Origin of the sequence: Flavobacterium sp. CS20 (assembly GCF_018080005.1) — a bacterium.
Lineage (GTDB): Bacteria > Bacteroidota > Bacteroidia > Flavobacteriales > Flavobacteriaceae > Psychroflexus.
In genome coordinates, this window is sequence record NZ_CP073015.1 from 787,659 (window position 1) to 802,261 (window position 14,603).

The following is a 14,603-nucleotide window of genomic DNA, read 5'->3' on the forward strand; positions in this document are numbered from 1 at the left end:
CAAAAGCCCTTTTTATTAATAAGATGTTATTCTTGTGGTATCCAGACAAAGACATAAGTTTCAGTCAGGTCATTAAACCATACATCATAAGTTCCGCCCATTACAGGTATATTAGGTCCATCTTGAGAAGCAAAACCTGTGAACTCTGTATCGGCTCCCCAATTGACAGCCCAATCATTATCTGCTCTGAATTTGGCTTCACCGTCAATTAATTCAACGCCAGTAAGATACCATAAATGTGGGTCAAAAGTTGATTGAGTCATAGCTGTATCAGCATCCCAACCGTTTGGCGTGGCACTACCAATTATACCGATATTAGTGTATGTTGTAGCCCCAGTTTCATCAAAAGGTTGAATGTCAAATGTAGCGTTTTCTATATCAACAGTGATACTATAATAGCCATCGCCACCAGGAATGTCAAATGGATCAGGGTCTTGACCTAAATCTTCAGAACTAGCCAATGCTCCTCCGCTTAAACCCCATTGTGGTTGCCATAAACCTCTTTGCTCTAAGAGTTTAAATTGATTTGGTGTTCCTAAAAACTTACCTGTAAATGTGTATAAATCACTATTGTCAGGATCTCTGACTAATGGAGTGTTATTGTTATTGTTATTCCAATCAGCGACTGTTGCATTACCAACTAAAAATAAATCTCTTGGTGGAATAAATTCAACTTCTATAAGTCTCACAAACAAAACTTGAGTTTCTGATATTGACTCTGGCGAGTTTCCATTTGCATTTGTTCCTAAATCAGCTACAACTCTAAAAAACATTTCACCTCTGTCGTTTGGAATTGGGTCACCGTTTTCGTCTAATATAGGATCGCCATTTTCATCGGTTAAACTTGTTGATGGAATCCCATCGACACCAATTTCAGGTGCTAAATTCCAAAGCTGTTCAACTGTAAGGGTAACTTGAGTATCTGCTGTGTTTGCAACTTCAATAGGATTATCAAAAGAGCCATCAGGTGACATTTCTAAAGAATAAGAAATATTAGATTGTACACCAAAGTCGGGACTTACCCATGTAAATCTTTCTGCTATATTACTAAATGTTTCAGTTGATAAAACATATTCACTTAAAACACTGTTTGTGATTGTTAGCTGTTCTACTTCTGCTGGTGTTTGAAATCTAAAGTTGTCATCATCTGTGCACGACTTCAGTCCAAAAAGACCTAAGCAAATTATTGTTAAGATTAAAAATTTATTTTTCATTGTTTTGAGTTTTAAAATATTAGTAACCTGGGTTTTGTGTTAAATTTGGATTAGCAGACATACTTTCACTTGGTATGGGAAATAAACCTCTAAAATCAGCTATTGGGATTCCGCTTAGTGAATTGCCTTTGAGTGTCCAGACATAAGATGCTCCTGTAAATAAACCGAAACGTCTTAAATCTTGTCTTCTGTGAGATTCCCAATAAAGTTCTCTAGCTCTTTCATCAATAATAAAATCTAAAGTTAAATCTGCATCAGAAATATTTGAGGACGTGCTACCATTATTTGCACGTGTTCTTATTAAATTGATGTATTCTACAGCCTGAGCTCTTGTTCCTCCGCCACCTCTTAAATGTGCTTCGGCATACATCAAATAGACATCAGCTAATCTAAACATAGGAAAATCAACAGAGGAAAATGTCAGGTCGTTATCTTGTGTTCCATCTGATCTTATATCTGTATATTTTTCTAAGATATAACCTTGATCACGATTAGAAACATCAGAAATATTGATAGGTCTATCTTCTGAAATTATAGTATTTCTAGCATCATTATTGAATGTTGAACTTTCAAATAGACTAACAAACTGAGGGGTTAAACGAATGGCTCCACCCCAACCACCTTCAATGACACCAAGATTAGCACCATTTTGTTCAATACTACCTACAGCACCGTTGGTCATTACTGTTGTTGGTCCAAAAGACTGAGAAAAACTTCCATCTGCTGGAACTGGAAAAATAATTTCATTTTGAGCACCATTAACATCATTATCAGCTCTAAATACGTCTCGATAATCTGGTGTTAAGCTATAGCCTGCATCAATGATTTTTTGAGAATATTCTAAAGCATCGGCATAACGGTTTTCTCCAATATACACTTCAGCATTGAGATAAAGTTTAGATAGTATCATCCAAGCCACAGCTTTATCGGCTCTGGCATATTCATTGGTTCTTGCATCTTTCAAATCTGGTATAACTTCTAAAAGTTCAGATTCTATATAGTTGAATAGTTCAACACCGGTAATTTCGTTACTTCTAAAAACACCTACAGGCGTTTCTTCGGTAACAAACGGAGCTTTTCCAAACAAGTCTAACATATGGTAATAAGATAGAGCCCTCAGCAAACGGGCTTCAGCTTTAAAAGTTGGAATTTCTTCTCTTTCAGCACCAGAAACTCCACGTTCATCTAACTTTGCATCTGTAGATTGTCTCAAAAATTCATTGGCAAATGCTACACTACCCATAATTCGACCAAAGGCTCCACGAATAATCACATTAGCGGGTGTCCAAGTTGTGCGTTGAAGTTCCGCAATACCAGGGTCATTTTCGAAAGACCAAATGGCTTCGTCAGTAGTAAAGGTTTGAAGGTTCATCAAAGCTCTTCCGTATTGACTTGTACCAGGGTCTAAACCGCCAATATTTGAACCAAAAGCACCATCAGCACTGGTGAGGTTTAAATTGCCATAAACGCCAGCAAGCAATTTTTTATAGGCATTATCTTGGTTGAAAAAGTCTTCAGCCGTTGAGGCATCATCATCTAATGGAACGGTATTCAAATCGTCTTCGCAAGAAGAAACTATAAACAGCAGTCCCGCAAATAGATAGATTAGGTTTAATTTTTTTATTATTTTCATTGTCATCATATTTTGATTATAAATATAAGGTTTTCAAAGTGTTAAGTTTATAAAACATATCTTAAAATTTGAAATTAGCACCGAGTAAAAAGGTTTGTGGTCTTGGAAAGATAGTGTTATCAATTCCACCAAATACTTCTGGGTCTAAACCAGAATAATCTGTAATCACAAACACGTTATTCATACCTGCCCAAAATCTTAAGGTTGTATTTTTCTGGACAACATCTTGAAAGGTGTATCCAATTTGAAAGTTGTCCATTCTTAAAAAAGAAGCGTTTTCTATATAAATATCAGAGCGAATCACATCAGATGTGTTTTGAAAACCTGTCTCTAAAACTTGAGTAGGGATGTTTCCTAAGACCGCATCATTTTGTAAAAATCTAAATTGTGCTCTAGCTGAATTGACATTGTTATACACATAGTTACCAATACTGGCTCTCATATTGAATGAGAGGTCAAAGTTTTTATAATTCATTGTAGATTGGAAACCCATTGTTACATCTGGATCAGGATCTCTAAACAAATATCTATCGTCGTCATTGATAATATTATCCCCATTCAAATCGGCATAAGCCCCTTCAATTGGTTTGCCATTGTCGTCATAAATTTGGTTATATACCCAAAACGAATTTGGGGCATGACCAACACTGTGCGACTGAATAAAACCACCAGTACCGCCACCAATATCTCCAACAGGAATATCAGAATCATTGGCCAATTCGTCTAATTCTTGATTGAGAAAAGTAACATTATAATTGACATTCCAATCAAATTTGTCCGAATCTCCTTGAGCATCAAAAATTTGAGCATTGATTCCAAATTCAATACCTTCGGTATTTAAAGTTCCTGAATTTTGTTCTATGGTGTTTGTAAAGTTAGAGCCTTCTGGAACTGGAGCGGTTACAAATAAATCTTCAGTGTCTCTTGTATAAACGTCTAAAGTCCCGGTAATTCTATCGTTAAAGAAACCATAGTCTATACCAATATTGTATGTTTTGGCTGTTTCCCAGGTCAAACCTTCATTTCTCGCAATAGGGAATCCTGCTGTTAATGGAGCTCCACCAAAAATGACTTGTGCAGTGGGTTGTGAAGTTGCAAAACTTTCTATACCAATAATACGAGGTCCAATCTCTTGTTGACCAGTTTCACCATAACTGGCTCTAAGTTTTAAATTGGAAACTACCTTTGAATCTTCTAAGAATTTTTCATCTGATATATTCCAAGAAAAAGCAACCGACTGGAATGTTCCCCATTTGTTGCCTTTAGCAAATCTTGAAGATCCGTCGCGTCTTATGGAGTAAGAAGCGATATATTTATCTTTAAAGCTCACAAAAGCACGACCTATGTAACCTATCAATACAATATCTGGTAATGTGTTAACGTCAGAGTCGTCAATTTGTGCTTCTTCACGGGTTTCGCCTGTAGAAAAGCTCTTATTAGTAAACTCTTGGTATGAATATCCAACCGTACCTCTTAAACTGATATCTTCAGTAATATCATCATCATAATTTAAATACGCATCAAATAAAGTGTTTTTAATATCACTGGTAAATTCTGAATAACTTCCATTAAATGTACCATCTCCATATCGAGCTCCGTTTATGCTTTCTCTTGACAACTCATTAGAACCACTACCGCTGGAGTCGTCTAAACCTAAATTGAAAACCGCTCTTACTTGTGGTAAAAAGTGAAGCCTATAATCTAAATTTAAGTTACCATAAAAACGATCTACATCAGATTCGTCTCGGCGTTGTAATAAACTTGCCACTGGGTTTCTTGATCCCAAGATAGGTTCGTTATTGTTATTTGGATCGTAATATTCAAAAAAACCACCAAAAGGGGAGTTAGGATCTCTCACAGGTTGTGTCGGGTCAAATCTGATGGCATCACCTTCTACACCATTAGCAAATCTATTGCTTTCACGTGTATAGTTAGCATTAATGTTAACTCTTAAATGATCATCAAAAAAAGTTGGGTTAATAGAGGTTGAAACTGAAGAACGTTTAAACTCACTGGTTAATCTTATCCCTTGTTGATCTAAATGACCGAGAGATAAACGTACAGGTATTTTATCAAACAATTGACCTCTGACTGATAAGTTGTGGTCAAAAGAGTTGGCTACACGATAAATCTCATCTTGCCAATTGGTGTTGGCATTGCCAAGTTTACCGACATCATCGGGTCTTTCTTGAGCGATGATTTGTCTAAAGTCTTCAGCAGAAAAAACATCAATTTGATCGTTTAGGCTATAAACACCTGCAGTATAATTAAAATCAACTTGAAAATCTTTAGAGCCTTTTTTAGTTTTAATGATAATAACACCCGCAGATGCACGATTACCATAAATAGCTGTTGCAGCGGCGTCTTTCAAGATTGAAAAAGATTCAATGTCATTTGGATTAATAGATGATAAAATAGATCGACCACCACCAACGTTGTCATTGCTCAAAGGTAAGCCGTCAACCACAATCAAGGGCTGATTGTTGGCATTAAGAGAACCACCACCACGAATTCTGATTTCAGATCCCGAACCTGGTGCACCACTTGTTTTTACGGTAACACCAGCAAGACGACCGCTGATTAAGTTTTCTGGCGTAATAATATTACCTTTTGTAAAATCCTTTTGAGAAATTGCTGTTACCGATCCTGTTAAATCTTTTTTGGTACTGGTACCATAACCAATTAAAACGATTTCTTCTAATTGAGATAGGTCAGGTTCGAGTTCAACATTAATTTCAGATTGCCCAGTATAACTTATTTTTTGGGTTTTAAATCCTAAATAAGAAAATACTAATACTTCACCATTGTTAATTTCGATGGTGTAATTACCGTCAAAATCTGTCGTTGTCCCACGTTGAGTGTTTTCTATCAAAATGTTGACCCCAGGAACGGGCATATTTTGATCATCTACCACAGTTCCACTAAGGGTGTTTTGGGCTAAAATACCTAGTGGCAAAAACAAGAACAGACATAAATATTTGAATGTGTTCATAAATGAGTGATTTGTGTTAAGAATATGTTACTTTTTACTTCCAAGCGTAAAGTTAACTAAAGTATATCTAACGCAAACATTTTCGATGAACCGCAAACGTTTTCGTGTTGACAACTTTTTGATTTTAACACTCAAAAATATGATTTTGATAAAAAAAATCTTTTAAACCCAATTAATTTTGAATAAATCTGAATTTGAAGGTTATCTTAATTTATTGTATTTTTAGAAACTTATTCAGATAAAAAATCATATTTTTCCAATCTAATGAATCAAAAACCAACTTTAAAACTAATTGCCAAAGAACTTGATGTGTCTGTCTCTACAGTGTCTAAAGCTTTGAGAGATAGCAAAGAAATTGGCAAGCAAACCAAAGAAAGAGTCAAAGCTTTTGCTAAACTTTACAATTACAGACCAAATAATATCGCATTAAGTTTAAAAAACAGAAAAACTCAAACTCTTGGCATCATCATTCCTGAAATTGTTCATCATTTTTTCACAACAGTCATTTCGGGTATAGAATCTTATGCCAATGAACACGGCTATAATGTGATAGTAGGACTGTCTAATGAATCTTTTAAAAAAGAAGTTATCAACCTTGATACTTTAGCCAACGGCAGTATTGATGGTTTTATACTTTCAGTAGCTAAGGAAACGTTGTCTAAAGGCGATTATCACCACCTACACGAAACTATTGATCAAGGTATTCCTATTGTGATGTTTGACCGCGTTATAGATGATATAGATTGCGATAAGGTTATCGTTGATGATATAAAAACCTCACAACGTGCCGTTCAAAAACTGATTGACAACGGCTGTGAAAAAATCGGAATTATCAGTACAAAAGACTACGTAAGTGTGGGTAAATTAAGAACAGAAGGCTATTTAAAAGCCTTAGAAGTCAATCAAAAAAATGTCAATCTATCTTATATTTTAAAAATTCACGATGAGTTTAGTTCTGACGACAACCTTGAAGCTTTAGAACAACAGATTTTTGATTATCTATCAAAAAACAAAGACCTTGACGCTATTTTTGCAGTCAATGAACTTTATGCTGTTACTGCTATGAAAGTGGCTAGAAAGCTTGGTTTGAGCATTCCTAACGATATTCAATTCATTGGTTTTACAGATGGTGTTTTATCAAAACATGCTTTTCCGCCATTGACAACCGTGAGTCAAAATGGTTTTGAAATGGGAGGAACCGCCGCTAAGTTGTTGATAAATCGTCTGGAAAAAGACAGAGAAGAAATAGAACATTTTGAAACGGTAATTGTTAATACCAATATAATTGAAAGAGAAACCACTCAAAAATTGAAATAATTTATATATTTGTGGCAAACAAAACTGCTTTTTACTTCCCGTTAAGTTTTGTTTACAAGGCTTATCGTTGTTTAATTTAATTCAAGCGATATGCAAAAACGCAGGTTATCTGCCTTAGAAATAATCAATCTGAGTTTTGGTTTTCTGGGTATTCAAATGGGTTTTGCTTTGCAAAACGCCAACGCAAGCCGTATTCTACAAACTTTTGGAGCTGATGTACACGAACTGTCTTGGTTTTGGCTCATCGCACCTATCATGGGTTTAATTGTTCAGCCTTTGGTTGGTCATTACAGCGATAACACTTGGAATCGTTTCGGTCGGCGTAAACCTTATTTTCTTGTTGGAGCTATATTGGCATCAATAGGTTTAGTATTATTGCCACAAGCCGATTTGTTCATTGCTTTTTTGCCAGCCTTGTGGGTTGGTGCAGGAATGTTGATGATTATGGATGCGTCCTTTAATATTTCTATGGAGCCTTTTCGGGCTTTTGTAGCTGATATTTTAAACGAAGATCAACGCACCGTTGGGTTTACCACACAAACGGTTTTAATCGGTATTGGTGCTGTGGTTGGCTCTTGGTTGCCTTACGTTTTAACTGAATATTTTGGCATTGCCAATAGAGCAGAAGAAGGCACAGTACCACTAAATCTTATTTTGTCATTTGTCATTGGTGCAGCGGTTTTAATGATCACTATATTAGTTACCATAATTACAACCAAAGAATATTCGCCAGATGAACTCGATAAAATTGAAAAAGCCAAAGTCAAAAAACTCGGTGAATCTATAGAAGTCAAACCGAAAAAGAAAGCCAAACTCACCGATATATTTACTGATTTTGTCAAAATGCCAGCTACGATGAAGCAACTCAGTTGGGTGCAATTTTTTTCTTGGTTTGCTTTGTTTGGAATGTGGGTGTTTTCTACACCTGCTATTGCTCAACATTTTTACAACTTACCATATACCGATTCTTCAAGTGAAGCTTTCAATAATGCTGGCGATTGGGTAGGAATTTTATTTGGAATCTACAATCTGGTTTCAATTCCAGTAGCTTTATCACTTGGCAAAATTTCAAAACATCTCGGCAGAAAGAAAACCCATATGTATGCCTTGTTTATTGGGGGCATTAGTTTTCTGTCTATTTACATCATGCCAGATCGCTATTGGCTCATTCTGCCAATGATTGGTATTGGCATCGCTTGGGCGAGTATTTTGTCTATGCCTTATGCCATCTTAGCAGGTGCCATCAACCCTAAAAAAATGGGAGTTTATATGGGTATTTTTAACTTTTTTATTGTTCTACCACAAATTTTAAATGGCATCATCGGCGGTCCTATGGTTAAATATTTTTACAACAACCAGGCTATTTTCGCTTTAGTCTTGTCAGGAATCAGTATGATTATCGCGGCATTTCTGGTCATTCGCGTCAAAGATGTCGATGATGTTCAATCAACTTAAAACCACAATATGCAAAACCAAACTGCTTTTATATTCGACCTCGACGGTGTTATTGTCGATACAGCAAAATTTCACTTTCTGGCATGGCAAAAACTCGCCAATAAAATTGGTATTGATTTTTCTGAAAAGGAAAACGAACAGCTCAAAGGCGTCAGTCGTGTAAAATCTTTAGAAAAAATTCTTTCTTGGGGAAACAAAACCCTTTCTGATCAAGAATTTCAACGTTTGATGGAAGAAAAAAATCAAGATTACCTCAATTACGTCCAACAAATGAGTAAAGATGATATTTTGCCTGGGGTCAAATCTTTTTTAGATGAACTAAAGTCTAAACACCATCCTATTGCTTTGGGCTCAGCCAGCAAAAACGCCAAAACCATTCTTAAATGCGTTGACCTAAATGATACTTTTGATGCTATAGTTGACGGCAACGAAGTGACTAAAGCCAAACCCAATCCTGAAGTATTTCTGAAAGTCGCAAAACTCTTGAATACAGAACCACAAGATTGCTTTGTGTTTGAAGATTCAATTGCTGGGATTAAAGCTGCAAATGTTGGCGGAATGATTAGCATTGGCATAGGTGATAAAGAAACCTTAAGAGAAGCTGATTTTTGCTTTAAAAATTTCAATGAATTTGATTACCAATTTTTTAAAAACATAAAATCAAAAACTTGAGATAAAATTTATATATTTAAAAACCTTTTTTTAAATCACATTTTAAAGACATGACAATATGAATCAAGATTATATCACACCAAATGAGTGGTCTATTATTGAAGAAGGCTTTGAACCACAACGCGTTGAATCTTCTGAAAGTTTATTTAGCTTAGGAAACGGTGCTATGGGGCAACGAGCTAATTTTGAAGAAGATTACTCTGGCCAAACCTTTCAAGGCAGTTATATTGCAGGTATTTATTATCCAGACAAAACCCGCGTAGGTTGGTGGAAAAATGGCTATCCTGAATATTTTGCTAAAGTGCTTAACGCTCCAAATTGGATTGGTATTCACATCCATATTAATGGTGATGTGTTTGATTTGAATACTTGCAAAAGTGTTGACAATTTTAAACGCGAACTCAATATGAAAGAAGGTTGGCACAAGCGAACTTTTGAAGCTGAAATGCAAAATGGCATCAAAATAAAAGTTGAAGCTTTACGGTTTTTAAGTTTAAGTCACGACGAAGTGGGAGCGATACAATTTCAAATTACACCTTTAAACTCTTCTGCAAATATCACTTATTCGCCTTATGTGGATGCGGGAATTAAAAACCAAGATTCTAATTGGGATGATAAGTTTTGGGAAATCACAGAGGTCAAAATTAATGACCATAAGGCTTTTGTAAATTCACATACTCTGAAAACTGAATTTCACGTTTGTACCTTTATGCAGTCTTCGGTTTTTATTGATGGAAAAGCTTTAAAAAACAATCCAGAACCTCACCAAAAAGCCCATAAAGCTTTTATAGCTTACGAAGAAGATGTACAAAAAGGACAAACTTATACCATTCATAAATTTGCTGGTTATGTCACGTCTTTAAATCACGACAAAAACGACTTAGTCGAAGTAGCTTCAGGCGTTTTGGATGTCGTTACAGAAAAAGGTTTTGATGCTTTGCTCAACGAACAAAAACAAGCTTGGGAAGCCATTTGGCATATGAGTGATATCATTATTGAAGGCGATACCAAAGCACAGCAAGGGATTCGTTTTAATATTTTTCAACTCAACCAAACTTATCTCGGTAGAGATGCTAGGCTGAATATTGGACCAAAAGGTTTTACAGGTGAGAAATATGGCGGTAGCACCTATTGGGATACCGAAGCTTATTGTTTACCATTTTATATGGCTACCAAAGATCAAAAAGTGGCTCGAAATCTTTTGGTCTATCGCTACAAACACCTTCAAAAAGCCATTGAAAATGCAGAGAAACTCGGATTTACAAATGGAGCTGCACTTTACCCAATGGTAACGATGAACGGCGAAGAATGCCACAACGAGTGGGAAATTACTTTTGAAGAAATCCACAGAAATGGGGCAATTGCCTTTGCTATTTTTAACTATGTTCGATACACAGGCGACTATTCTTACGTGCCTGAAATGGGTATGGAAGTTTTGTTGGCCATTGCCAGATTTTGGAAACAACGTGCCACGTTTTCTAAACAAAAAGATAAATACGTCATCCTTGGTGTAACAGGACTAAATGAGTATGAAAACAACGTTAGCAATAATTTTTATACCAATTATATCGCTAAGTGGTGTTTAAATTATGCGGTTGAAAACCTCAATATTCTTAAAAAAGATTATACTGAAGATTACAATAGAATTGTAGAGAAAACAAACTTTAAAGAAGATGAAATCAATGCGTTTCAAACACTTGCCGATGAAATGTATTTACCATATTCTGAAGAACATAAGGTGTATTTGCAACAAGATGGGTTTTTAGATAAAGAACTCATCACAGTCAAAGACTTAGACCAAAAACAAAGACCAATTAACCAACATTGGTCTTGGGATAGAATTTTGCGTTCACCTTACATTAAGCAAGCCGACACACTTCAAGGGTTTTATTTCTTTGAAGACCATTTTACGAATGAAGAGCTACAACGCCACTTTGATTTTTATGAACCTTATACAGTTCACGAGTCTTCACTTTCGCCTTGTGTGCATAGTATTCAAGCGGCATTGCTCAACCGTATGCAACAGGCTTATCAATTTTATCTCAGGACCTCACGTCTCGATTTAGACGACTATAACAAGGAAGTCAAAGAAGGCTGTCATATCACCAGTATGGCTGGTACTTGGATGAGTATAGTAGAGGGTTTTGGCGGTATGCGTGTTAAAAATGATATGCTCAATTTTGCTCCAAAAATTCCTAATGAATGGGATTCTTACACTTTTAAAGTCAATTTTAGGGACAATATCGTTGCTGTGAAAGTCTCAAAAAATGTTACCGATTTCACCCTTGAAGGTCAAGATGAATTAGAAATTGTAGTGAACGAAGAACCTGTTATTTTGAAAAATGGTCAAACTGTAAATGCTTGATGAAAAAAATAAATTTGTTTTATGTATTATTCTTTTTAATTGTCAACACGATGTCTGCTCAAATTAAAAGAATAGAGCCACCGCATTGGTGGGTTGGTTTTGAACATCAAAATCTTCAATTGTTGGTGCAAGGTGATAATATTGGTAAAGCTGAAGTTGACTTAAAATATCCAGGCCTTAGCATTGAAAACATCCATCAAGCGGATAGTCCTAATTATTTGTTTTTGGATTTAAAAATCGAAAAAAATGCCAAAGCAGGACAGCTTAAGCTGAAATTTAAAACCAAAGACGGCAAGTTTACTTATGATTACGAATTAAAATCAAGAGAACGTTCAGCTGAAGATTACAAAGGTTTTGATAGCTCTGATGTCATTTATTTGATCACACCCGACCGTTTTGCCAATGCCAATCCCGATAATGATAGTTTTGAATACTTAAAAGAAACAGGGGTTAATCGTAATGATGATTACGCTCGCCATGGTGGTGATATTCAAGGTATTATTGAACATTTAGATTATATCGACACTATGGGTTTTACGGCCATTTGGTCTTCGCCTTTGTTGACCAACGATATGCCAAGGGCTTCTTATCACGGCTATGCCATTACCGATTTTTATCAAGTGGATCCGCGTTTTGGTAGTTTAGAAGATTACAAAACACTCAGTCAAAAAGCAAATCAACGCGGTATCAAAATCATTATGGATATGGTTGCTAATCACTGCGGAAGCCTGCATTGGTGGATGAAAGATTTGCCTTTTAACGATTGGATAAACGCACAAGATGCCTATGAAAACGGCAAAAAAATCCCGACATCAAATCACCGACGCACGACAAACCAAGATTTATATGCCACCGATTATGACAGCCAAAAAATGACTGAAGGTTGGTTTGTGCCATCAATGCCAGATCTAAATCAAGAAAACCCGTTTTTAGCACAATATATAATTCAAAATAGTATTTGGTGGATTGAAACGCTTCATCTCGGTGGTATTCGCCAAGATACTTATCCGTATCCAGATAAATATTTTATGAGCAAATGGGCTAAAGCGATTATGACAGAATATCCCAATTTTAATATCGTAGGAGAAGAGTGGAGTACCAACCCTTTGATTGTAGGTTATTGGCAATCTGGTCAAAACACGCCTGATGGATATCAGTCTCATTTAAAATCTTCGATGGATTTTCCGATGCAACAAACCATCGTAAAAGCACTTAACCAAAAAGAAACTTGGGGTAGTGGTTTGGATCAAATCTATGAAGGTCTGGCTAATGATTTCTATTATCCACGGCCAAGTGATATGTTGATTTTTCCTGACAATCACGATATGGACAGGATATTTACTCAACTGAATGAAGATATCACAAAAACTAAAATGGCTTTAGCTTTAATTTTAACCATGCCACGTACGCCACAGATCTATTATGGCACAGAAATTTTGATGCAAAACACAGCCAAACCAGGTGACCACGGTCTAATCAGAACTGATTTTCCTGGCGGTTGGGCTAACGATGAAGTTGATGCGTTTCAAAACAAAGGCTTGACAGATGAACAACAAGATTTTAAGTCATTCCTAAAAACTTTATTGAATTTTAGAAAAACTTCTAAAGCTATTCACCAAGGCAAAACCAAACACTTTGCACCATTTGATAACATTTACACTTTGTATAGACAATATGGAGACGAATCAGTTTTATTAATAATCAGTAAAAATGAAGAACCTATTGAAATCAATTTAAAACGCTTTCAAGAGTTGAATTTAAAAGAGCAAAAATGGACTGAAATATTCGGCAAAAACAACCTTGAACTGTCAGATAAATTGACCGTCAAGCCTGGTGTGAATTTGTTTTCTAATCAAAATTAAATATAAGATGTGATATTAAAAAAAACTTAGCGACCCTTGCGGTTAAAACCCCTTGCGATTAATAAAAAATGAAAATGTATAAAACCACACAAACAATTTTTTTTTCATATATTTAAATTAAATTTAAAATAAAATGGCAACAGTAGATAATGTTCGTTATGGATTGATAGATAAAATATTGTCCATAAAAAACAAAGATTTTTTGATTGCTCTTGACAAGCTAATTACATCAAGTTCATCAGAATCCGAAATTGTTGAGCTAACAGATGAACAACGAATAATGTTAGAAATGAGTGAGCAAGATATCAAAAACGGAAAACTAATTTCCCAAGAATCTATGAATAAAAGAAATTTAGAGTGGTTAGACGCTATGTGATTTGGACAAAAACTGCGGATATTCAATTTGTTGGAATTTTAGAATATTGGGTAAAAAGGAATAAATCTTCTATTTACTCAAAAAAATTAATAAAAATAGTTTCGAATAGAACTAAACAAATTACCGAGAATCCACTGATTTATAAAGCTACAGATTTTAAAAATGTAAGAGTTGCATCATTAGGTAATTTCAGTATTTATTATAAAGTAACAGATGAAGATATAATCATAACTGCTTTTTGGGATAATAGACAAGACCCCAAAAAAACTTTTGAAAGTATTACGAAACAGCAAACCCTCAGACTACTGATTAAAAAAACCTTGCGACCCTTGCGAAAACCTTGCGTTCCTTGCGGTAAAACATTAAATATGAAAAAAATAGATAACAATTATTTAATTAAAAATTTTACAGCCTTATTAATAAGTATTGGTTTTATGGCTTGTAAAAACAATCAATCTGAACGCAAACCAATTAATGAACCCAACACACATAAATTTTATTTTGGCACCAAAACCCTTGATGAGCTATATCCACAATATGAAGAAAAGCTCAATCAACTATTTGCCAAACACAATTTTGACGACAATAACTTCAAAAACTTAAAATTTGAAAGCGATGCCAACGACGAAAATTCTTGGCGTGAACGTTTACATATTCCTTTGAAATTTATGCTTAACCAATTGCTATAATTATAAACAAACTCAATATAAACTTTTA

10 protein-coding genes are annotated in these 14,603 nt (G+C 35.2%); 7 read left to right on the forward strand and 3 right to left on the reverse strand.

Annotated features, from left to right (window positions below; genetic code table 11):
• Positions 1–26 precede the first annotated feature (26 nt).
• The 3 genes from IGB25_RS03885 to IGB25_RS03895 form a co-directional block, all read right to left on the reverse strand.
• The gene (locus tag IGB25_RS03885) at positions 27–1,214 is read right to left on the reverse strand and encodes a SusF/SusE family outer membrane protein (RefSeq protein ID WP_211066245.1); all 1,188 of its coding nucleotides are present in this window, start codon (positions 1,212–1,214) and stop codon (positions 27–29) included.
• A 19-nt stretch (positions 1,215–1,233) separates the two neighbouring features.
• On the reverse strand, positions 1,234–2,847 hold the full coding sequence (locus IGB25_RS03890; protein ID WP_211066246.1) for a RagB/SusD family nutrient uptake outer membrane protein: 1,614 nt from the start codon (positions 2,845–2,847) through the stop codon (positions 1,234–1,236).
• Positions 2,848–2,908: 61 nt separating this feature from the next.
• Complete coding sequence (locus IGB25_RS03895) at positions 2,909–5,839, reverse strand: SusC/RagA family TonB-linked outer membrane protein (RefSeq protein ID WP_211066247.1); 2,931 nt, start codon at positions 5,837–5,839, stop codon at positions 2,909–2,911.
• 264 nt (positions 5,840–6,103) lie between these two features.
• Here IGB25_RS03895 and IGB25_RS03900 point away from each other — a divergent pair, with 264 nt between their 5' ends.
• From IGB25_RS03900 to IGB25_RS03930, 7 genes are all read left to right on the forward strand, one after another.
• Positions 6,104–7,156: a LacI family DNA-binding transcriptional regulator gene (locus IGB25_RS03900; RefSeq protein WP_211066248.1), complete on the forward strand. Its 1,053-nt coding sequence runs from the start codon at positions 6,104–6,106 to the stop codon at positions 7,154–7,156.
• Between the two features lie 90 nt (positions 7,157–7,246).
• Positions 7,247–8,611 (forward strand): MFS transporter, encoded by a 1,365-nt coding sequence (locus tag IGB25_RS03905; RefSeq protein WP_211066249.1) that lies wholly within the window; start codon positions 7,247–7,249, stop codon positions 8,609–8,611.
• A 9-nt stretch (positions 8,612–8,620) separates the two neighbouring features.
• Positions 8,621–9,283 carry a beta-phosphoglucomutase gene (gene pgmB, locus IGB25_RS03910; protein WP_211066250.1) on the forward strand — a complete coding sequence of 221 codons (663 nt, stop codon included), beginning with the start codon at positions 8,621–8,623 and terminating at the stop codon, positions 9,281–9,283.
• 58 nt (positions 9,284–9,341) lie between these two features.
• Positions 9,342–11,648, forward strand: a complete 2,307-nt coding sequence (locus tag IGB25_RS03915; protein WP_211066251.1) for a glycoside hydrolase family 65 protein — start codon at positions 9,342–9,344, stop codon at positions 11,646–11,648.
• Positions 11,648–13,510: a glycoside hydrolase family 13 protein gene (locus IGB25_RS03920; RefSeq protein ID WP_211066252.1), complete on the forward strand. Its 1,863-nt coding sequence runs from the start codon at positions 11,648–11,650 to the stop codon at positions 13,508–13,510. Before IGB25_RS03915 ends, IGB25_RS03920 begins: the two co-directional genes overlap by 1 nt.
• 133 nt (positions 13,511–13,643) lie before the next feature.
• Positions 13,644–13,886, forward strand: coding sequence for a hypothetical protein (locus IGB25_RS03925; protein WP_211066253.1), 243 nt, complete (start codon positions 13,644–13,646; stop codon positions 13,884–13,886).
• Entirely contained in the window at positions 13,868–14,575 is a 708-nt protein-coding gene (locus IGB25_RS03930; RefSeq protein ID WP_211066254.1) for a type II toxin-antitoxin system RelE/ParE family toxin, read from the forward strand. Before IGB25_RS03925 ends, IGB25_RS03930 begins: the two co-directional genes overlap by 19 nt.
• The last annotated feature ends 28 nt before the right edge of the window (positions 14,576–14,603 follow it).